The organism is Pseudocitrobacter sp. RIT415 (assembly GCF_003057695.2).
In the GTDB taxonomy this organism is placed as follows: Bacteria; Pseudomonadota; Gammaproteobacteria; order Enterobacterales; family Enterobacteriaceae; genus Pseudocitrobacter; species Pseudocitrobacter faecalis.
In genome coordinates this window covers 193,683-219,940 of record NZ_QBJC02000003.1, presented here as the reverse complement: position 1 = coordinate 219,940, position 26,258 = coordinate 193,683, and the positions used below count along the sequence as shown (strand labels likewise).

The following is a 26,258-nucleotide window of genomic DNA, read 5'->3' as shown; positions in this document are numbered from 1 at the left end:
AGGACATCAGAAGAACACCACGTACACCGCTGCCGCGACGATAAAGCGGTAGATAGCGAACGGAATAAACGAGATGCGCTTGATGAGTTGCAGGAAGGTCTTAATCGCCACCAGCGCCACAAGGAAAGCCATCACAAAGCCTACGGCAAACATCGGCAAATCCGCCAGCGTCAGGAAATGCCAGCTCTTATAGAGATCCAATGCCGTGGCACCCATCATCATCGGTACCGCCAACAGGAATGAGAATTCCGATGCCGCATAGCGGCTCACCCCCATCAGCATACCGCCAGAAATGGTCGCCCCTGAGCGAGAAAAGCCTGGCCACAGCGCCAGACACTGGAAGCAGCCAATGATAAATGCCTGACGATAGGTCATGTCGTCCACGCCTACCGCGCGCGGCTGTTTCGGCTTCAGGCATTCGGCGGCAATCAGCAGGAAACCGCCGACAATGAGCGCGTACATCACGTTAATCGGATTGAATAGCGACTTGATCGTATCGTGAAACACCAGCCCCAGAACCACTGCCGGAATCATGCCCAACAGAATGTGGATGAGCGACAAACGCCCTTTTCCTTCACCTTCATGAATCGGTCGGCCAAAATGGATACCAATCAGGCCAAACAGACGACGCCAGAACATCACCACCACGGCCAGAATCGAACCGAGCTGAATCACTACTTCAAACGTCTTCGCCGTTTCGCCTTCAAAACCCAGCAGATGCCCGACAATAATCATGTGGCCGGTGCTGGAAACGGGCAAAAACTCCGTCAATCCCTCGACAACACCCAGAATAGCCGCCACCAGCAGCGAGTGCATATCGCTCATCACTTAAACCCTTAAAAATTAAAAAATAAAATAAACCCGGCTCTAAGACCGGTGTAATGCCGTTTGGTTTAATCCATTGTGAATTTAAATAGTTTGTTTCAGATTTTGGCCACGCTCGATAATCACACCCACGTTCGCCGCTCTGGCGACCGCGCCTGGTTTGCTGACTTTAATGCGCACCCACGGGGAGTTAAAGCGCGTCATAAGCAACTCTGCTACTTCTTCCGCTACGCGCTCAACCAGCGCAAAGCGGCTTCCTTCAACATGCGCAATCACCGCATCGCTAATATCGGCATAGCTCAGGCAATACTTAACATCATCGCTGGATGCCGCCCGACGGTTGTCCCATCCCATTTCGATATCGAACACCAGTTTCTGCTCGATGGTCTGTTCCCAGTCGTAAACACCGATAGTGGTGATTACCGAAAGTTGCTCTATAAATACAATATCCATCACGACCTGCCTGCTTTTTGGCTGAACCGGATACCACTTCCGGCGAATTATGCGTATTATCCACAGATGCAGAGAATACTTCGACATTTTCACAACGGAACAGCGTTATGAGTGCAATCGCGCCTGGAATGATCCTCCTCGCCTACCTTTGCGGCTCAATTTCCAGCGCCATTCTGGTCTGCCGCATCGCGGGTTTACCCGATCCTCGCGAGAGTGGTTCGGGGAATCCCGGGGCGACCAACGTTTTACGAATTGGCGGCAAGGGAGCAGCCGTAGCAGTTCTGATTTTCGACATCCTGAAAGGGATGTTGCCGGTCTGGGGCGCGTATGCCCTCGGGCTCACGCCGTTTTGGCTTGGGCTGGTGGCTATCGCTGCCTGTCTGGGACATATCTGGCCGGTTTTCTTTGGCTTTCACGGTGGGAAAGGCGTGGCCACCGCGTTTGGTGCTATCGCGCCGATTGGCCTCGATCTCACTGGCGTGATGGCCGGCACCTGGCTTTTGACCATCCTGCTGAGCGGCTATTCGTCGCTGGGCGCCATCGTCAGCGCACTGGTTGCGCCGTTTTATGTCTGGTGGTTTAAACCGCAATACACTTTCCCGGTATCAATGCTGTCGTGCCTGATCTTACTGCGTCATCATGACAATATTCAGCGTCTGTGGCGACGTCAGGAAACAAAAATCTGGGCGCGGTTTAAGAAGAAGAAAGAAGAGAAAAAATAAAAGCGTGCCGAATGACACGCTTTGAGACTGATGACAATCGCAACATTGCCTGATGCGCTTCGCTTATCAGGCCTACGACGCTCCTGCAATGTATTGAATTTTCAATTTCTTGTAGGCCGGATAAGGCGTCTACGCCGCATCCGGCATCGTCCCTCATGCTGCCGGTAATTCCGCCAGCGGCCAACGCGGACGCACGGTCACGCCAAGATCTGCATTCACGCCTGCTTTGAAGCGCACCATGCCTGCATAGGCAATCATCGCCCCGTTATCGGTGCAGAATTCCGGGCGCGCGTAGAACACTTCGCCACGACGTTTCTGCATCATCTCCGCCAGCTTCGCCCGCAGCGTGCGGTTAGCGCTTACGCCACCTGCCATCACCAAACGCTTGAAGCCGGTTTGTTCCAGCGCGCGTTTGCACTTGATCATCAACGTATCGACCACCGCATCTTCAAAAGCACGGGCAATATCGGCACGGGTTTGATCGTCGTTGTCATTATTGCGAATGGTGTTTGCCGCGAAGGTTTTCAGCCCGGAGAAGCTGAAGTCCAGCCCCGGACGGTCAGTCATCGGACGCGGGAAGACAAAGCGCCCTTCCGTACCCTGGGAGGCCATTTTCGACAGCATCGGGCCGCCTGGGTAATCGAGCCCCAGCAGTTTGGCGGTTTTATCGAAGGCTTCACCGGCCGCATCATCAATGGATTCGCCCAGCAGTTCATACTCGCCGATGCCAGTCACGCTGATAAGTTGCGTATGCCCACCTGAGACCAGCAGCGCCACAAACGGGTATTCCGGCGGGTTATCTTCCAGCATCGGCGCCAGCAGGTGCCCTTCCATATGGTGTACCGGGATCGCCGGAACATTCCAGGCAAACGCCAGCGAACGCCCGACCGTTGCGCCAACCAGCAGCGCGCCAACTAAACCCGGCCCGGCGGTATAGGCGACAGCATCAATATCTTTTGCCGTCAGATTCGCTTCTTTCAGTGCGGCCTGAATCAGCGGCACCGTTTTACGCACGTGATCGCGCGAGGCCAGTTCAGGCACCACGCCGCCGTAATCAGCATGTAATTTCACCTGACTATACAATTGGTTGGCTAACAGACCTTTTACATCGTCATAAATTGCGATGCCGGTTTCATCGCAGGATGTTTCAATTCCCAGTACACGCATGGCTAGATTTACCTCGTTTCAATACCGCGCAGTGTAGGTTTTCTGCCCCAGCTTGTAAAACATTGTTCGCCCCAGGAACCTGCTTCGTGTATACTCCTCACCCTTAAAAAGTCCCTTTCAAAAACGCGTCGGTGCTTTACAAAGCAGCAGCAATTGCAGTAAAATTCCGCACCATTTTGAAATAAGCTGGCGTTGATGCCAGCGGCAAACCGAATTTATTAAAGGTGAGAGTTACATGCCGGTAATTAAAGTACGTGAAAACGAGCCGTTCGACGTAGCACTGCGTCGCTTCAAGCGTTCCTGCGAAAAAGCGGGTGTTCTGGCGGAAGTTCGTCGTCGTGAGTTCTATGAAAAACCGACTACCGAACGTAAGCGCGCTAAAGCTTCTGCTGTGAAACGTCACGCGAAGAAACTGGCTCGCGAAAACGCACGCCGTACTCGTCTGTACTAATCTCTTGAGAGCACACGCTCTCAATTGTCAGACCGAGTAGTAGTTGCAAGGCCGTGCTTCCGGAAGGAAAGCGCGGCTTGTTTTCGTTTAAGCATCATTAAAAACTACGGGGCTTATGGCTGGACGAATTCCGCGCGTATTCATTAATGATCTGCTGGCACGCACCGACATCATCGATTTGATCGATGCGCGAGTGAAGCTAAAAAAGCAGGGCAAGAACTATCACGCGTGCTGTCCTTTTCATAACGAGAAAACCCCCTCTTTCACCGTCAACGGTGAAAAACAGTTTTACCACTGCTTCGGCTGTGGCGCGCACGGCAACGCCATCGACTTTTTGATGAACTACGACAAGCTCGAGTTCGTGGAAACCGTCGAAGAACTGGCCGCCATGCACAACCTTGAAGTGCCGTATGAAGCAGGCAACGGGCCGAGTCAGATAGAACGCCATCAACGGCAAAGTCTCTATCAACTGATGGACGGTCTAAATGCGTTTTATCAGCAATCCCTGATGAATCCTGCCGCTGACCCCGCGCGCCAGTATCTGGAAAAGCGTGGCCTCAGCAGCGAAGTGATTTCTCGTTTCGCGATTGGTTATGCGCCTCCGGGTTGGGACAACGTCCTGAAACGCTTTGGCGGCAATAGTGAAAATCGCCAGGCGCTTATTGACGCCGGTATGCTGGTAACCAACGAGCAGGGGCGTAGCTACGACCGCTTTCGCGAGCGCGTCATGTTCCCTATTCGAGATAAACGTGGCCGGGTCATTGGTTTTGGTGGACGCGTGCTGGGCGATGCCCTGCCGAAATACCTCAACTCCCCGGAAACTGATATTTTCCATAAGGGCCGTCAGCTGTATGGCCTTTATGAAGCGCAACAGACAGAAGCTGAACCCCAACGTTTACTGGTGGTCGAAGGTTATATGGATGTGGTCGCTCTGGCGCAGTACGACATTAACTATGCCGTCGCCTCGCTTGGCACCTCAACCACCGCCGACCATATTCAGCTACTGTTCCGGGTGACCAATAACGTCATCTGTTGCTATGACGGTGACCGTGCCGGTCGCGATGCCGCATGGCGCGCGCTTGAAACGGCGCTGCCGTATATGACCGACGGGCGTCAGTTACGCTTTATGTTTCTGCCCGACGGCGAAGACCCGGATACGCTGGTGCGTAAAGAGGGTAAAGCAGCATTTGAAGCGCGGATGGAGCAGGCACAGCCGCTCTCCACGTTTCTGTTTAACAGTCTGATGCCGCAGGTCGATTTGAGCACCCCGGACGGGCGCGCGCAGTTAAGTACGCTGGCGCTGCCGCTCATCGGCCAGGTTCCGGGCGAAACCTTACGCATCTATTTGCGTCAGGAGCTGGGAAATAAACTGGGGATTCTCGATGATGCCCAGCTTGAACGTTTAATGCCGAAACAGGCAGAAAACGGCGTGGTTCGCCCCGCGCCACAGCTAAAACGCACGACCATGCGTATACTGATAGGGTTACTGGTGCAAAACCCCGATCTCGCGCCGTTGGTTCCACCGTTGAATGGTCTGGATCCAAAAAAACTGCCGGGACTTGGCTTATTTGCAGAACTGGTCAACACTTGTTTGTCACAGCCTGGACTGACCACTGGTCAACTTCTGGAACAATATCGTGGCACAAATGAAGCCGCGACCCTTGAAAAACTGTCGATGTGGGACGATATAGCAGATAAGGATATCGCAGAAAAAACGTTCACCGACTCACTCAACCATATGTTTGACTCATTGCTGGTTCTGCGACAAGAAGAGTTGATTGCTCGCGATCGCACACACGGGCTCAGCAGTGAGGAACGCCGGGAACTCTGGACGCTAAACCAGGAACTGGCCAAAAAATAGAATTGAACGGCTTAAGTGCCGAATATCACTCGGGAAGCCCCCGAAAGCCGCGTGAAGGGCAGCGGCAAAATATAAATTAGTCCTCGTTACACTCTGTTGGCGGCTTGTTTCGCCGACCGACACCAATCTCATGAAATAAGTGTGGATACCGTCTTATGGAGCAAAACCCGCAGTCACAGCTGAAGCTTCTTGTCCAACGTGGTAAGGAGCAAGGCTATCTGACCTATGCCGAGGTCAATGACCATCTGCCGGAAGATATCGTCGACTCCGATCAGATCGAAGACATCATCCAAATGATCAACGACATGGGCATTCAGGTGATGGAAGAAGCACCGGATGCCGATGACCTGTTGCTCGCTGAAACATCGAACAACACCGATGAAGATGCGGAAGAAGCCGCCGCACAGGTGCTTTCGAGCGTGGAATCTGAAATCGGGCGCACCACTGACCCGGTTCGTATGTACATGCGTGAAATGGGTACCGTTGAACTGTTGACCCGTGAAGGCGAAATTGACATCGCTAAACGTATTGAAGACGGGATCAACCAGGTTCAGTGTTCCGTCGCGGAATACCCGGAAGCCATCACCTATCTGCTTGAACAGTACGATCGTGTTGAAGCGGAAGAAGCGCGTTTGTCCGATCTCATCACCGGGTTCGTCGATCCGAACGCTGAAGAAGATTTAGCACCGACCGCGACTCACGTTGGTTCTGAACTCTCTCAGGAAGAGATGGATGACGACGATGAAGATGAAGAGGACGACGACGACAGCAGCGATGATGACAACAGCATCGACCCTGAACTGGCACGTGAGAAATTCGCTGAACTGCGCACGCAGTATGAAGTGACTCGCGACACCATCAAGGCGAAAGGCCGTAGTCATGCCGCCGCGCAGGAAGAGATCCTGAAGCTGTCCGAAGTCTTCAAACAGTTCCGCCTGGTGCCAAAACAGTTCGACTACCTGGTGAACAGCATGCGCGTCATGATGGACCGTGTGCGTACCCAGGAACGTATCATCATGAAGATGTGCGTTGAACAGTGCAAAATGCCGAAGAAAAACTTCATCACCCTGTTCACCGGCAACGAAACCAGCGAAACCTGGTTCAACGCCGCCATTGCGATGAACAAGCCGTGGTCTGAGAAGCTGCTCGACATTAAAGAAGACGTTCAGCGCAGCCTGATGAAGCTGCAACAAATTGAAGAAGAAACCGGCCTGACCATCGAGCAGGTTAAAGATATCAACCGTCGTATGTCCATCGGTGAAGCGAAAGCCCGCCGTGCGAAGAAAGAGATGGTTGAAGCGAACTTACGTCTGGTTATTTCTATCGCTAAGAAATACACCAACCGTGGCTTGCAGTTCCTCGACCTGATTCAGGAAGGTAACATCGGCCTGATGAAAGCGGTTGATAAGTTCGAATATCGTCGTGGTTACAAGTTCTCCACCTATGCAACCTGGTGGATCCGTCAGGCGATCACCCGTTCTATCGCGGATCAGGCGCGCACCATCCGTATTCCGGTGCATATGATTGAGACCATCAACAAGCTCAACCGTATTTCTCGCCAGATGCTGCAAGAGATGGGCCGCGAGCCGACGCCAGAAGAGCTGGCTGAGCGCATGCTGATGCCGGAAGACAAAATCCGTAAAGTGCTGAAAATTGCTAAAGAGCCTATCTCCATGGAAACGCCGATCGGCGACGATGAAGATTCGCATCTGGGTGATTTCATCGAGGATACCACCCTCGAACTGCCGCTGGATTCTGCGACGACTGAAAGTCTGCGTGCGGCAACGCACGACGTTCTGGCTGGCCTGACCGCGCGTGAAGCGAAAGTGCTGCGTATGCGTTTCGGTATCGACATGAACACTGACCACACGCTGGAAGAAGTGGGTAAACAGTTCGACGTTACCCGTGAACGTATCCGTCAGATCGAAGCGAAGGCGCTGCGTAAACTGCGTCACCCGAGCCGTTCTGAAGTTCTGCGTAGCTTCCTGGACGATTAATCCCGGTCTGTGAAACGTAAAAAGCTCCCTACGGGGAGCTTTTTTTATGGGGGTTTTATACCCTCACCCTAACCCTGAGGGAGAGGGGATCGATTGTGCATAATGGTTGGGATTTTCTCCCTCTCCCTTCGGGAGAGGGCCGGGGTGAGGGCATCCATCAAAGCCCCCGCAACACCAGCGCCTGATCCAGTTCCCGGTACGCCTCAACCAGCTTATCCGTCGTAATTCGGTTTAACCCGCTCGGATTCGGCAGCACCCACACCTGCGTCACGCCAATCGACATCGACTGCTTGCCCCACGGCACGCCTCGCTGGCTGAATCCTTGTTCAAATGCCTGTTTCCCCAGCACCGCCAGCGCTGCAGGTTGATAGTCCTCGATTTTGCTAATCAGCGCCCGCCCGCCGTCATGTAACTCCTGGCGCTTCACTTCCGTGGCCTGTACCGTAGGGCGATCAACCAGTTTGGTGACACCGCAGCGAAAATCGAGCAGATGCTCGGCTTCCTCTGGCTTCAATTGCCTGTCAGTAAACCCGGCCAGATGCAGCACTTTCCAGAAGCGGTTAGCCGGATGCGCGAAGGGAAAACCGAGTGAAGAGGAAGACAAACCCGGGTTAATGCCGCAAAACACCACCCGCAGCCCTGGAGCGATAATATCTTTAACCATGCTGTTCTCTGATAAATGGTTCATGTGACCATTATAACGAATTGAAAATACGTTGTTTATAAAAACAGCAGACGTACCTTAACAACTGGATTGTAAACCGCAGTTACTTTATAATTCCCCGCCACGGCCCCTTAGCTCAGTGGTTAGAGCAGGCGACTCATAATCGCTTGGTCGTTGGTTCAAACCCAACAGGGGCCACCAAATTTTAGAATTAAAATCATATAATTAAGCCACTCTAAGGAGTGGCTTTTTTACTTTTGGATTGCGTCACGATTACTGTTTGGGTTTACCGTCGCAATTCTCGCGTTAACAGGAATGTTGTGGCTCTCCAGGCTGGGCTGCTGAGCATGCAGGTCAAATTCGATATCCACGTCCTTTGAAAAGAACATGCAGTGAGCGGATCCATCAAAAGGGAACATGTCGAGCTCATCGCCTTTCTTCACGTGCTGCCCTTCATACACGCGAATATCGCAGGTGGACATTTCCGCCATGCCAATCGCCATGACAACCAGCGAAAGCACTACCATGGTTTTTGTTGTTATGGTCTTCATGAAGAGTGGCTCAAATAGTAGTACGTTTTACAGTTAAGGATTTTGCCCTATTGGCGATTGCAGAGCATAGCGGAAGAGCGTTTATGCAAGGACCATTGCGTGATATAGGCATGGGAAAGCCCTGACAATCAAAGGCATCAGGATAATAACGAGAATCCTTATCAGGATGATTGCTTTCGTCTTTGTTAAAAAAGATTTTGCAGCCAGCCGTATTCTCGACTCCGCTGGAATGGAAATGGTCGTAAAAAGAGTAAAGTTGCATATTTTGACTGTAGAAAAAGAAAATAATACTACCGGTAAGCAAGAGTAGCATCATAAAATATAGAGTGTGATGGCTATTCCTGGAGGTTGGACGTTATTTTTTTAACGTATTTTCATCCAAATTATGCTCCCGCGCCGGGTCCTGAAGAGAAGCGGAATGTTGCTGATTTAAAAGCTCAACCTGAATTTCTGCCGAGAAAAGGATCCCCGTGCGTTTCACCGTGGTGATAATGTCCAGCTGAGGAAGAATAACCGCCAGTTCTTTCCTAAAATGTGAAATCGTTTGATATAAGGTATTCAACGAGACCCGATTTTCGGAATCAGGCCAACCTGGGCCGATCAATGCATCCTGACCCACCACTCGCCCCTGTTCTTCTATAAGTTTAATCGGCAGCGAGATGCTGGAATATATAACTGAATCTCTTTCAGGGTGGATATATCTCTGAGTATACTATCGTCGGGATAAAAATCCGGTTGGGCGGCATTACGATAAAAGCTTGATGCAGTCCTGTCCTGCTTTGACACCACAGAGACACTCCTAAAGAAGCTAAGGTTAATTTTCGTTGAAATTTCACGAGGCTGACGCCATGCCAATTAAACCAGAATAGTATTATATGTCTGTAAACAAATCCTCATAATACAGTTAATTCATATTATTACGATGCTGAGCTATTTCTTTTAATCAAACGTATCTTCCCGCACTACCTAAAGAGTAGAAGAACAACGTCCTACCCAATATTTAAAAGTAAGGTGATGAAAATATTCATTAAGCTTCTTACCATTACAAAAAGTTATTGAATATCAGTAACATCACCTTCGAAGGAGGAAAATTCACTCGTTGAGAGAAAGTCTTTATGAGAGATGAAGGGCATTGAAGGCACCACGCCCGGAGTATCCGCCAGCGAGTTTAAACTCAACCTCAATAGCCTGACTTTAAAAAATGCGCTGCGTTTTTTTACCGTAGCTTTACATAGCAGAAGGGATACAGAAAAAGTGAGCGTCATGGTTACCGGGGCCGGGTGCAAAAGGTCGTTCACATGGCTGACAAGGATCAGGTTAACCGTTACCTGACGAAAGGCTGGATATCAAAATTGATAAAATTAATAATTTAAAATCAATAGAATGAAAGTTACGACTCCCCGGAATTCAGGTCTTCTTTTAGCCCACAAGTGTGCCATTGGCTTTTCGGATCAATTCATTGAGGTGCGAGATGCCAAGATCGCTGAGGATTTTTGAGCGCAAATAATAGGCTCGTTTCACTGAAATATCGCTTATTTCAGCAATTTCTTTAATCGACTTACCGCTCAGCAAAAGTTCCAAAAAATTCCGCCACTCCTTTGGAAGATGATTCACCGAAAAACTGGAGGCATCATTAATTAAAAAATGATCGTTTTGCATGGCTTTTATGATTAATTTTTTGATTGTATTTAGAGAGGGTCTGAAGGGCATGACAAAACGATGACTCGCCTCGGGTGTTCGCACCTCATTAATAACGAAAACCCGCACACTCTCTGAGAGATGACTGACAGAGAATCGGCGCCATGCAGGCTCCAAAATAATGGCTTTATCGATAAGCACACAACATTTTCCGGTTAAGTGCTTGTCAATTTCCGCAATATCAGAGGCCGGTATGGCTACCACTTCGCAGAATGTATTGGTTTTGGTGAGGATCTCTGGCTGTATATTATTAACGAAAGTGATCCATCCCTGTTGCAAGTAATAATTTGAGCTGATCACAAATAGCCTCACGAATTCCATTTTTTATCTCCATGTCCGCTGAAATTACGGAACTAATTTAACACAGATTGGCCTCAGCGCGACGAGAGGCTTTTCCTTGTTCTATCCCGTCACATTTTTTCCTTAAGGTAACTGACTCTTTCAATGATTTTATTTACAGTAGAGCAGATAGCATGACAGTATTTTATCTGCTTTGTTTAACCCTGGTATAAACATGATAACGCACCTGATGATCATACCGGGTGCGTTTGAGAATTAGCTGATCTAATAATTAGATAATTTTACATAACTATTATTAATAATACTCAGAGAGCATTCCTGTACGGCTTAACACGGTTGACCTTAACGCCATTCGCTGTGAAGTTCCGAAACCAGGAAACAATTTGCTAATGAACAGTATTTTTTTTGTTAAAATATTGTTCAAGATTAGTTTTCCGAAGCTGGCCAGTCTTCATAATATATCTATTTTCGTGACGCAAGTCACAGTTATAGATAATTTTCAGACCTGTTCAAGTCTACGCGGATGGCTTTTTTCGGATTATTCACGCCAATGAGTCTGCATCCACATTGTTTTGTCACTATTTCAGCGGACATATCACCGCGCATATAAAATTTATGCAATAAAAACATAGCATTACCAATACCCCTTTATGATTAAAATTTTTCATTGCTTTGATGACTGTTCAAGGGCTTATTAATAATTAAGAATATTCATTTAACGTCCTTTATTAGCCTTGCTATACACGTAATAATTTTTAAATTACATTGAAACCATAATAATGAGAACGCGGAGAGTAATAATAGACTATGGATAATCATTGGGACGGTTGTCAGCAGGGGAAAATATTAGTTATAAGTAATGACAGTTTCTTTTATAAAGGACTTATATTCCTGATTTCATCCATTATGCCAGAACTGTTGGAGAAAACAGGTGTAATTTACAATATTGAGCATGTTAACATCGAACAGTGGAATCATTTAAATGATATCACTATTAATAGTAACAACTATTTTATTATCGACTTTGATCCCAGAATGAGATTTAATTCAGTTATCACTAATAATTTATTTTTCTGCAAAATGAGGGGTGACCGCTTAATCATTTTCGATACCATCCTTCAACCACCGGATCGTATTTATTGTTTTTACAAGAAAATGCCCTTAAAGCAACTTAAACAGCAATTGCTCGACGTTGTGTCCGGAACTGCCCTTGCAGACATTGTGGAGTATAAAAATTACATGCTTTCAAAGAAAGAAAGACAGGTTATTAACTATGTTTTAATGGGAGAAAGTATGCAATCTATTGCCCGGATCATGAATATGCATATCAAAACGGCCTATACGTTAAGATCCAGTGCTTACAAAAAAGTGGGCGTAACGACATTACAAGGACTGTTTTACAATGCCTCAAAAATCACTTTTGAACATTGTTGAATCGACAAGAGCATCGCAGCGTAAAATTCTCACCTGGATGACAACACCGACAGCAATGACTGCCCAAGTGAGACGACCACATCCTTTCACCCATGAGCCGGTCAGGTTTTCAGGACGCTCAGCCCCGAATCCCGTATCTTGACTGGTACTCTGGGGCAGTGACTGATCATCGTCTCAACCTGCTCTTTAGCAATACGACGTCATCCCATAACCCAATCAGGGGATGACGCCCAGGGTTTCGAAGCAGTCAAAATTCCTAATACAAGGCGGATTAAAATCCTCCTGAAATTATCATTTCTTTTACATAACAACCACAAATAAAGATAACATATTGTTTTTCTTGGTTTATTTTTAACAAACTATTTCAGACGGCTCAATTCTTATTTTTTCACTGACTGGAAGAATCCTAATTCATTTTTCACACACTTTCTCTAGGTATTTAAAACATATAGGATCAATCGCAATTAAGTAATACGCCTCGCTTTCACTCGGTGTTTAATTCGAGAATCCATCATGATTTATTCTGATGTACTCATAATTTGAAAAGCGCAGGGGGGTTATTAATTTATTTTTTGGATAATCATGGAGTGAGACGATGAACTTTCATTTTAACAGGACCAGTCTGGTCATTTTTACAGCCCTGCATGGGCTGGCTATCCCCCTTCAATCACTGGCCGAGACAATTAATGTCGGAGAGACCGTGTACGGTACTGTCCTTGATGAAAATAATACATCGCAAATTGTTTATGGGACGGCTATCGATACCACCATTACCCGGTTCGGTGGTCAGGAGGTATGGAACGGCGGACAGTCTATTAATGTGCTGATCAACGGCGGCACTCAGTTTGTCAGAAGCGCCACCGTCACGGGGACAATCCTTGATACCGACGGTGTGCAGGAGGGCTACCAGCAGTCAAAGGGCAGCTCCACCCTCAAGGATACCCTGATTCGTGCAGGTGCCAGGCAAGTGGTTTATGACGATGCCATAGTGGATAATACTACGATAGATGGCGGCCGTCAGGATGTATTTGGTGGGACAGTAACCCGCACGACAATCAAGGATGGTCAGCAACACGTAAATAATAATTTCGGGCCAGACACAACAATTTCTGATACCAGAATTTATTCTGGCGGTGAACAGTCCGTTTCCAGCTTTATGCGAGACAAAGAAGCTTTATCCGTTTCAAATACTGAAATATTTGACAGCGGCACACAAAGTATTTCAGGTAATGTAATTACGGTTAATACAATTATCCACAGCGGCGGCTTACAACAATTATCAAATACAGCATCGATGGCGGAAGCCCCTCCATTGACCCAAAATACAATCATTGATGGCGGTCAGCAATATGTTTTCGGAACCGGGAGCCGTGCCAATGACACCACCCTTAATGAAGGCCGTCAGGTTGTGGGTGAGGCAGCGAAATCTTTTAACACGACGATCCATAATGGCGAACAAATGGTTAATCAAGGGGCTGAGGTCGTAGGGACCACCCTCAATGGCGGGCTACAACGTATAAGAGAAAATGATCTGAGCTATAAACCTTTGGTGTATTCAACGGTGACAGGAACCGTCATTAACGGAGGTCTCCAGCAGTTAGAAAAAAGTTCGAGAGTTACAGATACTGTGATTAATGGCGGTTCACAACTCTTAACGGGTAAGAATTCTATTGCGGATAATACTACGCTCTTCGGGGGTTATCAGGAGGCGAACTCAGGCTCTGTAATTAACAATACCCGGTTAAATGGCGGTACCAGTCTGCTCAAGACGGGAGCGGTTTCGACAGGCTACCTTGAGGTGAATCAGTCAGGCGTCGCGATCATGGAGACGGGATCTCAGGCTGACAATGTTAATCTGAATGAAGGTCAATTAACTGTTACCGCCGCGACAGGTTCTGACGATCGCTCATCCACGATTAACAACTTAACCATGGCCGAGGGTGTTGTTGCGTTTTTACGTAATGAGGAGAGCTACCCCAGTCTTACCGTTGGCACACTCAGTGGCAACGGCACTTTTCTCTTTAATACCTCCATGGCGGATAAAACCGGTAATTTCGTCAAAATTAATGATGGTCACGGAAACTTCAGCGTAGAGGTTAATGATAGCGGGCGTGAGATCTCCGATGCCAGCGATCTGACGCTTAACCTGGTACAAGATGTTGAGGGTGACGCGGGTTTTCATTTAGCCAATAAAAACGGTAATACGGTGGCCTCTGTAGACGGCGGGACCTGGATGTATTCGCTGTATAAAGAACGAGATAAGGATCAACTGGAGGGCAACGTCTGGTATCTGGGTCTGACAGCCAAACCGGGCACTGAAGAACCTGAACCGGGTAAACCTGGAACAGAGGAGCCCGAACCAGAAAAACCAGGGACGGAAGAGCCTGAGCCAGAAATACCGGGGACGCAAGAGCCTGAACCCGAACAGCCTGGTACAGAAATCCCTGAACCAGAAAAACCAGGGACGGAAGAGCCTGGGCCAGAAATACCGGGGACGCAAGAGCCTGAACCCGAACAGCCGGGTACAGAAATCCCTGAACCAGAAAAACCAGGGACAGAGGAACCGTCGCCCGAACAGCCAGGCACAGAAATCCCTGAGCCGGGTAACCCCTTGCCCCCGGTAAAACCTATTACAACGCCGTCAACGGATGCCATCCTCAATATGGCCAGCGCGAATCTCGACATCCTGAACAGCGAAATAGAGAGCTGGCGCATGTACCGGGGGGTCTGGAACCGCGAGAATAAGAAAGGAGATCAATTGTGGGCTCATTATCTGGGAAATAAATCCATTATCAGCACCTCCAACGGTGCCGGTTATCACTTCCAGCAATATGGGCTTGAGTTGGGTTATGACGATGCCATCGCCACAGTGAGTGGGGATTTTATTCTTGGCGGACTGCTTTCATACTCACAGAACACTGTAAAGCATGATCGGGGTGGCAACAGTAATATTGATAGCTTCGGAATCGGTATTTATGCGGCATGGCTTGGCCATGACCAGTTTTATGTGGATGGGCTCGTTAAGTACAACGATCTCAGCAATAAGCTCAACGCAGAGATGAGTAACGGGCAAATGACCCGTGGAAAATGGTCACAACAGGGTTTGAGCGCCTCAGTTGAAACAGGACGACGTTTTACACTGGCAGATACCGTGGAAGTGACACCTTATTTACGAGGTTCTTTGTTCAAAACTAACAGTGCTGACGTCCAACTCGATAATGAGATGAAGGCAAAAACCGGAACAGGTTCTTCTTATAAGCTCGAAGGCGGTATCAAACTGGGCACCACGTTCGAGGTGAAGACCTATGAAATTAAACCCTTCATCAAAGCCAGCGTAGTCAATGAGTTTGCGAAGTCCAACCAGGTCATCATCAATGAGAAATTTGCTTTCGACAATAACGTCGATGGTTTGTCAGGAAAGTATGGCGTGGGGGCTTCAGTACAACTAAGTAAAAATGTGCTGCTTTACAGCGAGTTTAATTACGTAAAGGGGCAGCATATTGAATCCCCTGCTCAGGGTGTGCTGGGCGTAACGATTAATTTGTATTAGTCGCGGCATGATCTGACATATGGCCTTGAAAGGTTGAGAGTTAGCGGTTTTGATATGGGTGTCGAGTCCTTATACAAAACACGAGCTAACTCTCATACTTCATACTACTAATCCCGTCATCAAACACAAAACTGGATTGCTTAATCTGGCTGAAGAACTCAGCAACGTATCTAAAGCCTGTAAAATCATGGGCGTCTCCCGAGATATATTTTACCGTTATCGTGAACTGGCTGATGAAGGCGGTGTGGACGCGCTCATTAATCGCAGCCGACGCGCTCCCTATCTCAAAAATCGTACTGATGATGCAACTGAGCAGGTCATTGCTGATTATGCTGTTGCGTTATCTGCTCATGACCAACACAGGACCAGCAATGAGCTGCGTAAACAGGGCTTTTTTATCTCAGGAAGTGGCGTCCGTTCTGTCTGGCTGCGCCACAATCTTGAGAGTTTCAAAAAGCGTCTTAAAGCACTGGAAGAAAAAGTGGCTCGTTAGGGTATCGAACTTACTGACAGCCAGATCGCCGCACTGGAACTGTATTTGAAAATACATTAACCCTGTCTTCCCAAATCTCAAACGCCCTGCGCTTTTCGGTCAGGTAGTCATAACGATCGTAGTGTTTCGAGCAGATGTCGTTCAAAGCGTGATTCTGGATACGATGGCGGTTCTCTTTACTAATTCCCGCCTCACCTATCAGGGTTTTACAGGTGCGACGCAGATCTCGTGCGGTGAAAACTTTGAACTCAGAGTTGAAGGCCCGAAAATACATGATAGACCGTGCCTGGCTATCAGTGCGAACCGGTCGTTCTCCGTTGGTTGAGAATGGGAAGATAAAGGGACTGTTACTTTCCTTTGTCAGCTCCTTCACAGAAGCTAATTCCTGTAATGCTGATTCAGATAGCGGGATCAGGTGCTCACGCTTGTTTTTCGATACATCAGCTATGACCAGAAGCGTCTTTTGCTGCCAGTCAATCGCACTCCACTGACTGGCAATCATTTCGAATGGACGCTGCCCACCTGCATAAACACAGAATCGTATGAGATGTTGCATCAATGGCCCAACGTTAGTTGCCTGAGCGAACTGTTCCATGACAAAACGTAGCTCTTCCAGTGTTAACCATGTATCACCCACTTTCTCCGCCGAATACTGTTTCGGTAGAGCCGAGACCGGGTTAGCTTCAAGACCAAACGTGATACCCACGCTAGTATTCATCGGATCGTTATCAGCTTTCAGGCCGTAGTTAAATGCCGCCATCAGATACGAGCGAATCCGATCATCACGCTGGATAATGCCTGAGAGAATGGTTTTGATCTGCAGAGGTGTAACATCTTTCGCTTTGGTTTCTCGAGGGATAACCGTGTAGCACTCTTTTTCAAGACGCTTCAGAACATCAGCCCAGGTCCGCTTATTGTCGAGCTTCATCTTGTTAACATAGCCATGCATCAATTCTTGAAACGATCTTTGAAAACGAAGGATCTGCATAATGTGCTTTTCGGCCAGGCGTTGTTGCTCAAGCTCTTGTTGGGGCTCTTTTCCTTCAACAAGCCAGGCTCCATACTTTTTCGCCAACTCATTGGCCGTCACCAGTCTCATTTCAGGCTAGATGCCCAACTGAATGAATTTCTCTTTCTTCCCCTTCTCAACGTAGTAACGGAAATAAAAAACCTTGCTGCCTGACGGCTGAACCTTAACGTCCAGTCTGCCGGTGCCACGTTTAACGCTGTTGCTCCAAACGTAGTACGACGTACTTTTTGTCTTCAATCCACGTATAGCAGTCTCGTAAGATTAGCGGCCATGAGGTTACCTTTTCTGAGGATAAACATTACCTGACCCAATGCCCATTTTGGGTCAGGTAAGAATAGTACAATGGGGAAATGGGAGGACCAATCAGAAACAAAATCAACTTCATAACTGATTGATTATATGGAATTAAAAACACAAACAGAGACAATGACGAACAATTAAAAACATACCAATTTTATGACTCATAATCGCTTGGTCGTTGGTTCAAACCCAACAGGGGCCACCAGATACAGCAAGGGCTTACGTGAAAACGCAAGCCCTTCGTTTTTGCAGCATACCTCACCACGTTAACTCACACTAACGCGCTCAGTTGTTCCTGCATATAGGAAGAAAAATACTCGGGGTTTTTAATCACAACACGCTCGTCAGAGGCGATTTTTTCAGCCCATCCGACGACTTTTTTAGTGAACTCGGGATTCCATCCCTCTGAAGTCCCTCGCGCAGTAATTTCTTCTGCACTCACCTGTACACCGATTTCTTTCAGATACTTAAAGATACCCTTCGCTGTGCTTTCATCCATAGAGTGAGGTACCGCAACGGTTGTATCCATAGCGTTGATGAAATCCAGGGCTTTAGCGATGACTGTTGGCATGTTCTCGTCCTTAAATTAACCACGTGATTAACAAGACTATAAGACCTCAAACGGCTCACGATATCAAAGGGATTCTTACACCTTTCATACGAAACCTCGTACGGGTCACTTCTTCGGGCGTCCATGTCCTCAGCCTCCCTCATCGGGAGTGTAGCGGGAAATCGCTTTTTTGCCATTTCAGGCAACAGGGAGAAGCTGTTAGAAAATATAATATATCCTATATTTCATCTTATTTATTCCATTCACCAAAAACATCCACAAGATTATTCCTATAAAATCACCATGAAAATAAAATATATCCTTAAAGAAATTCAATACGCACAAATCTTTATTTTAAAATTGGCACAAAACATTTCCGTACCCTACTGTTTACTTAAGCCCAATTGAGATAATTCCCCTTCCACTCTTTTGAAAAGAATAAGATAACCTGTAGAGGATAAGAATATGAAACCATCAACCCTGCTGCGCTTCATTCTTCCTTGCTTCGCATTTGCTGTTATTCCAGCAGCCAATGCCGCAACGGCGACAGCCACCTTTCAGGTTCTTATTACTATTCTCAAATCATGCAGTGTTACCGCGGGAGCATCCTCCAACATTAACCTGGGTTCAGTAAATGCCAATGCCACCAATACCAGCGGTAACAGCACTATTTCGGTGAACTGTTCGAAAACAACGCCTTACTTTATCGGCCTTGCCCCCTCTACGGCGAATGGCGGTGGTACGGGCGGTGCAGGGGCGATGTCATCTGTTGCCAACGCCGCGACCAATACCGATAAAGTGCCGTATCAGCTTAACCAAACCTCCGCGACCGGCCCGGTGTGGGGGAACACCGCGACCACGACCACGGTGGGTAATGGCGTGGCAGGCACCGGTACAGGCGTTGCACAAACCTACACAGTCTATGCGACCGCTGCGAGCGCAAACTTCACACCTGATAGCTATGCAGACACGGTAACTGTTAACGTTAACTATTGATAAAACGGAATTTTATGAGAATAAAAACCTTTTTAAGGCAGGCTGTTTGGCTCTGCCTGACAGGATTGATCGCTTCACAAAATGTCGCTCTGGCCAGCGGTTTGCAGGTTTCTCCTGTCTCCTTGACCCTTCAGGATAAAAATGCTGACGGCATCTGGCTGAGTAACGAAGGCACCAATACCATTAACGCGCAGGTGCGCGTCTTTCACTGGAGCCAGCGCGATTTTAAAGACAACCTGACCGCCTCGCGCGATCTGGTCATCAGCCCGCCGATGCTCACGCTGCAACCCGGGCAGCGCCAGTTGATTCGCGTCATTCGCCTGGGTAATCCAACTAACAGTGTCGAGGAGTCTTACCGGTTATCTGTTAATGAATTACCATCAGCCACGCCGCAGTCCAATAAATTACAATTCGTTTTACATTATTCACTCCCCGTTTTTATTCAACCGAAGAACAGTGGCACGCCGCAAGCGAAATTAACATGGGGAGTAAAACGTGTCGGAAATGATAATTTCCTTGAGGTCAGTAATAACGGAAATAGTCATGCACAACTCTCCGCCGTAACGTATATCAATCAACAGGGTGGCAGAAGAGAAATTACGCCGGGGCTACTGGGGTATGTTCTTCCAGGCTCGACCATGCGATGGATATTAACGCCAAAAGCCGCAAATATTGCACCTGGCGGAAAACTCGAAGTCATGATCAATGGCCAAAAAGCGGTGCAAAATCTGTAAAAGACTTTCCCGTCTGGCAAACGTCATTTTGCTTAGCGCAACATGTGTATCGGGTGCCGCGGTCGCGAACAATACCAACACTGGCCCATCACGGGATACTCCGATGAATGATAACACGCAGCATGAAGGTATCGACCTCTACCTTGATGTGACGGTTAACGGAAACCCCAAAGGGCTGGTGCATTTCCGTTTCATCAATGAAAAGCTCTACGCCAGTCCCGCCTCGCGGCGCCAGATTGGCATCCCGGCAGGCGAGACGCGCGCGCTCAATGACATTCCACAGCTTAATGTCGATTACGACGTTCAGCAGCAGACGCTCACGCTCACCGCCCCGCTTAGCGCGCTGGATCTCGGCACTACCGAAGTGGGGAGAGAGAACGTGGAACAGCCGCAAGCCAGCATCTCGCGCGGGCTACTGCTCAACTACGATCTCTATGCCGCGCAGGATGATGAAGCACGCCTCAACACGTGGAGCGAGCTGCGTGCCTTCAACGCCGCCGGAGTTCTCAGCTCGACCCAGTTAAGTCAAAACACCACCGAAAGCACGCCGGGTTATCAAAGCAACGGATTCACGCGTCTTGATACCAGTTGGCGCTCTTCCTTCCCGGATAAAATGCTGTATGTCTCGTTGGGCGACACGCTCAGCAGCGCTCTGTCATGGTCGCGTTCCACGCGTATTGCCGGCCTGCAAATCGGCACCGATTTCAGCCTGCAACCCTATCAGCCCACCACCCCGCTGCCCGCATTTTTTGGTTCCGCGACACTTCCGTCGAGTGTGGAACTGTATGTAAACGGGGTAAGAAATTACAACGGCAACGTCCCCGCCGGAAATTTTGAGATTAACACCCTGCCCAATATCAACGGCGCGGGGAACGCCCAGGTGACAATGACCGATGCGCTGGGGCGCACAACTGTGCAAAATTTTTCGTTTTATAACGATCAGTCGTTGCTGCGAAAGGGGTTAACGGAATGGTCAGCCGAACTGGGCGTGGTGCGGGAAAACTACGGTTACACTTCGTTTGATTACGCCAGCAAACCCGCGCTTAGCGCCACGTGGCGTCACGGCATCAGCAACACCTTCACCACCGCCGCCCATGGCGAAGCCAGCGACAGTCTGCTTAACGGCGGCATCAGTAACGACTGGGTGCCAGGCCCGCGCAGCGGCACGATTTCAGCCGCCATCGCCTTCAGCGGCGATCAAGGGAAAAACGGCGCGCTGTACAGCCTCGGCTATCGCTGGTCGAACGATATTTTCAGCTTCAATACCTCAACGACCGTCACCAGCGGCGACTATCGCGATATCGCCACTGCTTACGGCCAGGCGCCGCCAGAGCTGAACAGCAATACGGTGGTGGGCTATAACGCCCAGGCACTCGGCAATTTCAGCGTCGGCTATTTACAGTTTCGCTATCCGCACGACAGCAACCTGCGCTACGTGAATGCCAACTGGTCAAAAGCGCTGACGGAGAAAGCCTGGCTTAACCTCGGGCTGAACCAGAATCTTGACGATCACCAGGACAGCAGCGTCTACCTGATGCTCACGGTTTCACTGGAGAACAACCGCACCGTCAGCGGTACCGTTCAGCGCACTAACGATGAGACGGGTTACATGATGAATGCCAGCCAGATGCTGCCGTCTGAAGGTGGCTGGGGCTGGAATATCGCCGCCAATCGCCAGGCGTCAGAAACCAGCGGCCAGGGCGAAGTCGGCTATCAGGGGCGATACGGGAAGGTCTATACCGGCTTTAACCGTGTTCCCGATAACCACTACGCTTACGCGGGCGCGACCGGTTCGCTGGTAATGATGGGCGGCGGTCTGTTTGCCGCGCGGGAAATCAATAATGGCTTTGCGGTGGTGTCGACGCAGGGCGTGCCGGACGTGCCGGTGATGCTGGAGAATAACGTGGTTGGCACCAGCGACGACGACGGCTTACTGCTGGTGACACAGCTCAATAGCTATCAAAACAATCAGATAAGCATCGACACGCTGAATCTTCCGGCCAACACGCGCGTCGATCGGGTTAACGCCGCCGCGGTTCCCGCCGATCGTTCCGGCACGCTGGTGGAGTTTGGTATTACCACCACGCAACCCGCGTTGATTGTCTTAGTGGATGCGCAGGGCCGCGCGTTGCCGGAAGGCAGCCAGGCCACACTCAACCCAGGGCAACAGAGTACAGATACGGTAATGATCGGTTTTGATGGGATGGCCTATTTCGATATGGTCTCTTCGCATAACACGCTGGAGGTTGCTCTGCCGGGCGGCAAATGCGCGGTGCAGTTCGATTACCCGCGTCAGGCCAAAGGCATCCCGCAAATTGGCCCATTGGTCTGTCGCTAACTACAGGAGTCGTGATGTGCGGTTAATTCATCTGGTATTACTGCTGCTGGGATTATTGCTCTGCCCGCTGGCCAGCAAAGCCGTCGTGTGCTCAATGTCCGGCGTGCAAAACATCAGTTTTGGGAACGTCAATCCGTTAAGCAGCGCGGATACCAATACCAGCATGACCTTCAACTACAGCTGTACTAAGGAGCTTGGCGATTTACTGGCCGGCGTCACCATCTGCTTTAACATCGGCGCATCAGCGAACAGCGGGCAGGTGATACCGCGCAGAATGGCTTACGCAGGGCCACCTGCCGGGACACTCGATTATCAGCTTTATTCGAACGCGTCGTACACTACGGTCTGGGGCAGCCAATATCAAAGCGGAACCACCGTTCCGGCGATCCAGCTTAATTTGTTAAACCTGACGCCGGTGACGGGTAGCTTAACGGTGTATGCCAAAGTGCCCGCCCGACAAACCAGCGTCGTGCCGGGAAGTTATCAGGATACTTACACGGCGGCGACCGCCAGTATGACAATAAACATCGGCCTGGCTGCGCCCCCCGCAAACTGCGGTACCACGCAGGGGGCAACCTTTCCCTTTACCGTCTCGGCTACCGTAACCAAATTTTGCAACGTCACCACGGCGAGCAATATTAATTTTGGCAATGCGGCCTTCACCGATACTAACCTCAGCGCCAGCAACAGCATTGGCGTGGCCTGCACCAGCAACACGCCCTATACCATCGGGCTGGTACCGTCCAACAACAGCACGACCGGCAGCGGAGTGATGAAAACCAATACCGGCAATGCCAGCAACAGCGATCAGGTGCCGTATCAGCTTCGTTCCACCGCCGGAACCAGCGGTGCGCCGTGGGGAAATACTACTGGCAGCAATACGGTTGCCGGAACGGGGAACGGGCAAACCATCACCTACAATGCGTATGCCACGGTGCCGAGCGCGAATTACACGCCCGACACCTACGCCGATACGGTCACCATCAACGTGACCTACTAAAGCCCGCCCCACCACAACCTGGCGCGCATGCCCCAGTAGCTGCTCCAGCCGGTGGTCACATTTACCACCTGCCCCTGAGAGATGACCACCAGCGTGGGTGTCACGCTCACCCGCCAGCGCGCGGAAAGCTCGCCGCGCGGGTCGTTTACCACCGGCAGGGTCAGATGCTTTTTGGCCATCCACTGCGCCAGTTGGTTGTCGTCTCCGGAGCGCAGGGCCACGCTCAGCACGTTATGGCCTTCCTGCGAAAGTTGCGCCACCGCAGGCGTGGTGTAGCGGCATACGCCACACCAGCTCGCCCATACGTAGAGTAGCAACGGCTTTTTCTGGCTCAGCTCTGCCAGCGAATGGGTTTCGCCGTCCAGCGTCTGTAAGGTTATCCCGGAAACATTCTCCGGGAGTTCAGGCTTACGAAGTTGATCCATCCCCCACATCAGCGCCATCGCCAGGAGTAGCAGGATGACCAGATCCTTTAGCCAGCGGCGCAATTTACTGCGCATTGGCTTTCGCCAGTTGCTCTTTCACCAGCGCCTCCAGATCGTCATAGGCGATGGCACCCGCCACCATTTGATCGCCAACGATCGTCGCAGGCGTCCCCTGAATGCCCAGCACCTGCGACAGGATCAGATTCAGCTTCACGCTATCCGTGCTTTGCGCATCCGCCTTGATATCCGCCGTCTGGGTTTTCTGCTGCGCACTCAGGATCGAGGCGTCATCATGCGTGCCCTTTTTCGCCATCAACCGCTGATGCAGCGCCCAGAATTTTTCCGGCTGCTGACGCCAGGTGGTTAACGCCACGCGCGCGGAAGTCATCGAACTTTCGCCGCGAAACGGCAGCAGTTTGACGACCAGTTGCACCTGTGGGTAATCCTGCACAATTTTCTCCAGCATCGGGTCAAACTGCTTGCAGTAAGGACAGTTGTAATCGGTAAAGTTGACGATCACCAGCGCCGGTTTTTCCGCACCCTGGCGCGGGCTTGTCGGATCATTGAAAATCATCTCGGTGAGCTGCGATTGTGTGTCCGCTTCTTGTGCCTGGCTAAAGGTGGCCACACACAGCAGTAATATCAGAGTAAATACGCGCATTAGTTTTTTCCTTTGGCGTTGGACAACGCATTCAGTACCGCATCGCGGCTGAGCAGCGGCGGCAGGATCTCGCCCTGCGGCGTTGCGGGGCCATAAATTTGATTAAACGGGATAGCCGCGCTTTGGCGGCGCTGGAGAAACTGGCTGATGACGGTGGACGGGCGGCTCCAGTCACCGCGCAGGGCGACAACATCTGGCGCAGTGAGCGCCTGCTGAATGTCATCGCTTAGCAGCACATTGTATTTATTGGCTTTACAGGTGACGCACCAGTCGGCGGTCACATCGACAAACACGCGCTTGCCGTCAGCCAGCGCCGTCTGGATCGCCTGCTCGCTCAGCGGCTGCCAGTCAATTCGGTCGCGCAGCGGGGAAGTGGATTGCGGCAGCCAGAATAGCGCCGCCGCAGTCAGCAGCATGAGCCCTGCCGCGCCGAGCGCCACACGCCCGCGATAGCGCCAGGCCAGTGCGACACACAGCAGTAATGCCACTACGCCGCCAACGCCCCAGGTGATGGCTGCCCCAATATGCATGTTCAGTAGCGTCAGCAGCCAGAGCGCAGAACCCAGCATCATCACGCCCAATATGATACGCACGAGGTTCATCCAACGGCCCGGCTTCGGCAGGCGCAGCGCCAGCCCCGGCCATGCCGCGACCAGCAGCCACGGCAGGCTCATGCCAATCCCCATCGCAAGGAAAATGCCCCACAGTTTCGGCAGCGGCGCAACCAGCGCCACCGACACCGCCGTGCCGAGGAACGGCGCCGTGCAGGGCGTTGCCAGCAGCGTGGCAAATGCCCCCTGCCAGAAATGCCCCGCTAATCCATGACCGCCTCGCGTGGCGAGAAATGTTGTGGCATTGGAAGAGAGGCGAATCTCAAATAGCCCCAGCAGGCTGGCGCTGAACAGCACCATTACCAGCACCATCGCCGCAATAAACCATGGATTCTGGAACTGTATTCCCCAGCCCAGCGCCTGATTGCTCAGACGGAGTACCGTCATCATCAATGCCAGCGCCAAAAATGACGACACTATCCCCGCCACTGAGGCCAGAAACTGCCGCCGCACCACATCACGCTGCGTGCTATCGCCCTGTAATACCGAGCCAAGTTTCATCGCGAGAACCGGTAATACGCAGGGCATAATATTGAGAATCAGCCCACCGAGCAGCGCCATCGACAGCACCAGCCACAGCGACACGCCGTCAGGTGGTAGCCCAGTCGCTCGGCCTATAACCCGCGTGCTCTCCTGCGCGAGGCCGTTATCCACCAGCACCAGCGACACCGTTTTGCCCTGTAAATCCGGTGCGCTATCGCCCCATTCGTCCGTCACCGGCACGGTGGCGATGAGCGTGTCGCCTTTCACCCGGAAGGTGGGTTTGGCAAAACTGACGCCGTCCAGCGTATCGAGAAACAGCGCGGGCGATTGCCAGCCGCCCTCACGCGTGGCGGTAACGATCATTTTTCCCGGCGCATAATCCGCCTGCAACGTGGTGGTCAGCCCATCTTCGCGTGGCAGTGTGCCCATCGCACGAGTGAAGTCGTAATCGATGTTTTTATCCGCCGGAGCGTGCAGGTCGAGCGAGAACGGATAGTCCGTCAGAATACAGACGTTGCTACAGGTAGAGAGCGTCAGCACACCGCTCAGCGTCGACGTTTTGACATCATGCAGCGTGATGGGGAAGCTGACGTTATCGTGATAGCCCTGCGTCGTAATGCCTGCGACATCAAAACGTTGCGGCACCGGCCAGCGCCAGGTCACCGACGGCGCATCATCCCAGACGATAGTGGGCGCAATCCCACCCTCGCCCGGCGAGCGCCAGTAGGTTTTCCAGCCCTTCTCCAGTTGAACATCCAGAAGCAGGCGCGTCTCACCGCCCGGAAGAGTTTGCGTGCGCAGCCGCACGCTGGCGTGATCGTTATCGGCGGCGCGCAGCCAGCCGCTGTCCGCCGCCCAGCTTGCGGGCAGCCACAGACAAACCAGGCAGAGCAGAAGCTGCCTGAAAAAAGTAAGCATTGGTTTTCTCCGTAAGTAGTTAATTAACCTGAATAACGCAGGCTAA

The 26,258-nt window shown here is 50.6% G+C and carries 22 protein-coding genes, 1 tRNA gene and 2 pseudogenes; 13 read left to right on the top strand and 12 right to left on the bottom strand.

Annotated elements, in window-relative coordinates:
• Nucleotides 1-6 precede the first annotated feature (6 nt).
• Nucleotides 7-825 (bottom strand): undecaprenyl-diphosphate phosphatase, encoded by an 819-nt coding sequence (gene bacA / locus DBY68_RS05175; RefSeq protein WP_108475078.1) that lies wholly within the window; start codon nucleotides 823-825, stop codon nucleotides 7-9.
• Nucleotides 826-909: 84 nt separating this feature from the next.
• A complete protein-coding gene (gene folB, locus DBY68_RS05170) occupies nucleotides 910-1,278 on the bottom strand; it encodes a bifunctional dihydroneopterin aldolase/7,8-dihydroneopterin epimerase (RefSeq protein WP_108475077.1) in 369 nt (122 codons plus the stop codon).
• A gap of 107 nt (nucleotides 1,279-1,385) precedes the next feature.
• Between folB and plsY the strand changes: the two genes are divergently transcribed.
• Nucleotides 1,386-2,000, top strand: a complete 615-nt coding sequence (gene plsY / locus DBY68_RS05165; protein WP_108475076.1) for a glycerol-3-phosphate 1-O-acyltransferase PlsY — start codon at nucleotides 1,386-1,388, stop codon at nucleotides 1,998-2,000.
• 153 nt (nucleotides 2,001-2,153) lie between these two features.
• Here the strand turns inward: plsY and tsaD are convergent, their stop codons facing one another.
• Nucleotides 2,154-3,167: a tRNA (adenosine(37)-N6)-threonylcarbamoyltransferase complex transferase subunit TsaD gene (tsaD, locus tag DBY68_RS05160; protein WP_108475075.1), complete on the bottom strand. Its 1,014-nt coding sequence runs from the start codon at nucleotides 3,165-3,167 to the stop codon at nucleotides 2,154-2,156.
• Between the two features lie 235 nt (nucleotides 3,168-3,402).
• On the opposite strand from tsaD, the gene rpsU reads away from it, so the two are divergent.
• From rpsU to rpoD, 3 genes are all read left to right on the top strand, one after another.
• The gene (gene rpsU, locus DBY68_RS05155) at nucleotides 3,403-3,618 is read left to right on the top strand and encodes a 30S ribosomal protein S21 (protein WP_001144069.1); all 216 of its coding nucleotides are present in this window, start codon (nucleotides 3,403-3,405) and stop codon (nucleotides 3,616-3,618) included.
• Between the two features lie 115 nt (nucleotides 3,619-3,733).
• Nucleotides 3,734-5,479, top strand: coding sequence for a DNA primase (gene dnaG / locus DBY68_RS05150; protein ID WP_108475074.1), 1,746 nt, complete (start codon nucleotides 3,734-3,736; stop codon nucleotides 5,477-5,479).
• A 155-nt stretch (nucleotides 5,480-5,634) separates the two neighbouring features.
• Nucleotides 5,635-7,476, top strand: coding sequence for an RNA polymerase sigma factor RpoD (rpoD, locus tag DBY68_RS05145; RefSeq protein WP_108475073.1), 1,842 nt, complete (start codon nucleotides 5,635-5,637; stop codon nucleotides 7,474-7,476).
• Between the two features lie 157 nt (nucleotides 7,477-7,633).
• Here rpoD and mug read toward each other — a convergent pair whose 3' ends face one another.
• Nucleotides 7,634-8,140, bottom strand: coding sequence for a G/U mismatch-specific DNA glycosylase (gene mug / locus DBY68_RS05140; protein WP_108475072.1), 507 nt, complete (start codon nucleotides 8,138-8,140; stop codon nucleotides 7,634-7,636).
• A 125-nt stretch (nucleotides 8,141-8,265) separates the two neighbouring features.
• Between mug and DBY68_RS05135 the strand changes: the two genes are divergently transcribed.
• A tRNA-Ile gene (locus DBY68_RS05135) sits at nucleotides 8,266-8,341 on the top strand.
• 50 nt (nucleotides 8,342-8,391) lie between these two features.
• On the opposite strand, the gene DBY68_RS05130 is transcribed toward DBY68_RS05135, so the two are convergent.
• Nucleotides 8,392-8,691, bottom strand: a complete 300-nt coding sequence (locus DBY68_RS05130; RefSeq protein ID WP_108475071.1) for a phosphatidylserine decarboxylase — start codon at nucleotides 8,689-8,691, stop codon at nucleotides 8,392-8,394.
• 166 nt (nucleotides 8,692-8,857) lie between these two features.
• Between DBY68_RS05130 and DBY68_RS22885 the strand changes: the two genes are divergently transcribed.
• Nucleotides 8,858-9,001, top strand: coding sequence for a hypothetical protein (locus DBY68_RS22885; protein WP_158529103.1), 144 nt, complete (start codon nucleotides 8,858-8,860; stop codon nucleotides 8,999-9,001).
• 45 nt (nucleotides 9,002-9,046) lie between these two features.
• On the opposite strand, the gene DBY68_RS05125 is transcribed toward DBY68_RS22885, so the two are convergent.
• Complete coding sequence (locus DBY68_RS05125) at nucleotides 9,047-9,310, bottom strand: hypothetical protein (protein WP_158529102.1); 264 nt, start codon at nucleotides 9,308-9,310, stop codon at nucleotides 9,047-9,049.
• Between the two features lie 800 nt (nucleotides 9,311-10,110).
• Nucleotides 10,111-10,710, bottom strand: a complete 600-nt coding sequence (locus DBY68_RS05115; protein ID WP_108475068.1) for a hypothetical protein — start codon at nucleotides 10,708-10,710, stop codon at nucleotides 10,111-10,113.
• Between the two features lie 786 nt (nucleotides 10,711-11,496).
• On the opposite strand from DBY68_RS05115, the gene DBY68_RS05110 reads away from it, so the two are divergent.
• The 3 genes and pseudogenes from DBY68_RS05110 to DBY68_RS05100 all read left to right on the top strand — a co-directional run.
• Entirely contained in the window at nucleotides 11,497-12,123 is a 627-nt protein-coding gene (locus tag DBY68_RS05110) for a LuxR C-terminal-related transcriptional regulator (RefSeq protein ID WP_108475067.1), read from the top strand.
• A 595-nt stretch (nucleotides 12,124-12,718) separates the two neighbouring features.
• Complete coding sequence (locus tag DBY68_RS05105; protein WP_108475066.1) at nucleotides 12,719-15,673, top strand: autotransporter outer membrane beta-barrel domain-containing protein; 2,955 nt, start codon at nucleotides 12,719-12,721, stop codon at nucleotides 15,671-15,673.
• Nucleotides 15,674-15,767: 94 nt separating this feature from the next.
• Nucleotides 15,768-16,163 (top strand): annotated as a pseudogene (locus tag DBY68_RS05100) (helix-turn-helix domain-containing protein); the annotation flags it as partial.
• Nucleotides 16,164-16,176: 13 nt separating this feature from the next.
• On the opposite strand, the pseudogene DBY68_RS05095 reads toward DBY68_RS05100, so the two are convergent.
• Nucleotides 16,177-17,468, bottom strand: a pseudogene (locus DBY68_RS05095) (integrase arm-type DNA-binding domain-containing protein).
• Nucleotides 17,469-17,767: 299 nt separating this feature from the next.
• Complete coding sequence (locus tag DBY68_RS05085; RefSeq protein ID WP_108475064.1) at nucleotides 17,768-18,067, bottom strand: DUF1889 family protein; 300 nt, start codon at nucleotides 18,065-18,067, stop codon at nucleotides 17,768-17,770.
• 444 nt (nucleotides 18,068-18,511) lie between these two features.
• On the opposite strand from DBY68_RS05085, the gene DBY68_RS05080 reads away from it, so the two are divergent.
• The 4 genes from DBY68_RS05080 to DBY68_RS05065 all read left to right on the top strand — a co-directional run bounded on the left by DBY68_RS05080 (nucleotide 18,512) and on the right by DBY68_RS05065 (nucleotide 23,114).
• Nucleotides 18,512-19,042: a spore coat protein U domain-containing protein gene (locus DBY68_RS05080; protein ID WP_108475062.1), complete on the top strand. Its 531-nt coding sequence runs from the start codon at nucleotides 18,512-18,514 to the stop codon at nucleotides 19,040-19,042.
• Nucleotides 19,043-19,056: 14 nt separating this feature from the next.
• Entirely contained in the window at nucleotides 19,057-19,776 is a 720-nt protein-coding gene (locus DBY68_RS05075) for a molecular chaperone (RefSeq protein WP_108475061.1), read from the top strand.
• A 103-nt stretch (nucleotides 19,777-19,879) separates the two neighbouring features.
• A complete protein-coding gene (locus DBY68_RS05070; protein ID WP_108475060.1) occupies nucleotides 19,880-22,114 on the top strand; it encodes a fimbria/pilus outer membrane usher protein in 2,235 nt (744 codons plus the stop codon).
• A 16-nt stretch (nucleotides 22,115-22,130) separates the two neighbouring features.
• Nucleotides 22,131-23,114, top strand: a complete 984-nt coding sequence (locus DBY68_RS05065; protein WP_108475059.1) for a spore coat protein U domain-containing protein — start codon at nucleotides 22,131-22,133, stop codon at nucleotides 23,112-23,114.
• Here DBY68_RS05065 and DBY68_RS05060 read toward each other — a convergent pair.
• Genes DBY68_RS05060 through DBY68_RS05050 form a run of 3 tightly spaced genes read right to left on the bottom strand, consistent with a single transcriptional unit; the run spans nucleotide 23,111 to nucleotide 26,212 of the window.
• A complete protein-coding gene (locus DBY68_RS05060) occupies nucleotides 23,111-23,614 on the bottom strand; it encodes a protein disulfide oxidoreductase (RefSeq protein WP_108475058.1) in 504 nt (167 codons plus the stop codon). The genes DBY68_RS05065 and DBY68_RS05060 overlap by 4 nt on opposite strands.
• Complete coding sequence (locus tag DBY68_RS05055) at nucleotides 23,604-24,200, bottom strand: DsbA family protein (protein WP_108475057.1); 597 nt, start codon at nucleotides 24,198-24,200, stop codon at nucleotides 23,604-23,606. Before DBY68_RS05055 ends, DBY68_RS05060 begins: the two co-directional genes overlap by 11 nt.
• Nucleotides 24,200-26,212 (bottom strand): protein-disulfide reductase DsbD domain-containing protein, encoded by a 2,013-nt coding sequence (locus tag DBY68_RS05050; RefSeq protein WP_108475056.1) that lies wholly within the window; start codon nucleotides 26,210-26,212, stop codon nucleotides 24,200-24,202. Before DBY68_RS05050 ends, DBY68_RS05055 begins: the two co-directional genes overlap by 1 nt.
• Nucleotides 26,213-26,258 lie beyond the last annotated feature (46 nt).

Excerpts from the sequence above, each read along its gene's own strand:
- rpsU (WP_001144069.1), top strand. The coding sequence starts at position 3,403 with ATGCCGGTAATTAAAGTACGTGAAAACGAGCCGTTCGACGTAGCACTG.
- rpoD (WP_108475073.1), top strand. The coding sequence starts at position 5,635 with ATGGAGCAAAACCCGCAGTCACAGCTGAAGCTTCTTGTCCAACGTGGT.
- DBY68_RS05115 (WP_108475068.1), bottom strand. The coding sequence starts at position 10,710 with ATGGAATTCGTGAGGCTATTTGTGATCAGCTCAAATTATTACTTGCAA.
- DBY68_RS05085 (WP_108475064.1), bottom strand. The coding sequence starts at position 18,067 with ATGCCAACAGTCATCGCTAAAGCCCTGGATTTCATCAACGCTATGGAT.
- DBY68_RS05050 (WP_108475056.1), bottom strand. The coding sequence starts at position 26,212 with ATGCTTACTTTTTTCAGGCAGCTTCTGCTCTGCCTGGTTTGTCTGTGG.
- plsY (WP_108475076.1), top strand. The coding sequence starts at position 1,386 with ATGAGTGCAATCGCGCCTGGAATGATCCTCCTCGCCTACCTTTGCGGC.
- mug (WP_108475072.1), bottom strand. The coding sequence starts at position 8,140 with ATGGTTAAAGATATTATCGCTCCAGGGCTGCGGGTGGTGTTTTGCGGC.
- DBY68_RS05075 (WP_108475061.1), top strand. The coding sequence starts at position 19,057 with ATGAGAATAAAAACCTTTTTAAGGCAGGCTGTTTGGCTCTGCCTGACA.
- DBY68_RS05080 (WP_108475062.1), top strand. The coding sequence starts at position 18,512 with ATGAAACCATCAACCCTGCTGCGCTTCATTCTTCCTTGCTTCGCATTT.
- folB (WP_108475077.1), bottom strand. The coding sequence starts at position 1,278 with ATGGATATTGTATTTATAGAGCAACTTTCGGTAATCACCACTATCGGT.
- DBY68_RS05070 (WP_108475060.1), top strand. The coding sequence starts at position 19,880 with ATGAATGATAACACGCAGCATGAAGGTATCGACCTCTACCTTGATGTG.
- DBY68_RS22885 (WP_158529103.1), top strand. The coding sequence starts at position 8,858 with ATGATTGCTTTCGTCTTTGTTAAAAAAGATTTTGCAGCCAGCCGTATT.
- tsaD (WP_108475075.1), bottom strand. The coding sequence starts at position 3,167 with ATGCGTGTACTGGGAATTGAAACATCCTGCGATGAAACCGGCATCGCA.
- DBY68_RS05060 (WP_108475058.1), bottom strand. The coding sequence starts at position 23,614 with ATGCGCAGTAAATTGCGCCGCTGGCTAAAGGATCTGGTCATCCTGCTA.
- dnaG (WP_108475074.1), top strand. The coding sequence starts at position 3,734 with ATGGCTGGACGAATTCCGCGCGTATTCATTAATGATCTGCTGGCACGC.
- DBY68_RS05110 (WP_108475067.1), top strand. The coding sequence starts at position 11,497 with ATGGATAATCATTGGGACGGTTGTCAGCAGGGGAAAATATTAGTTATA.
- DBY68_RS05055 (WP_108475057.1), bottom strand. The coding sequence starts at position 24,200 with ATGCGCGTATTTACTCTGATATTACTGCTGTGTGTGGCCACCTTTAGC.
- DBY68_RS05130 (WP_108475071.1), bottom strand. The coding sequence starts at position 8,691 with ATGAAGACCATAACAACAAAAACCATGGTAGTGCTTTCGCTGGTTGTC.
- bacA (WP_108475078.1), bottom strand. The coding sequence starts at position 825 with ATGAGCGATATGCACTCGCTGCTGGTGGCGGCTATTCTGGGTGTTGTC.
- DBY68_RS05105 (WP_108475066.1), top strand. The coding sequence starts at position 12,719 with ATGAACTTTCATTTTAACAGGACCAGTCTGGTCATTTTTACAGCCCTG.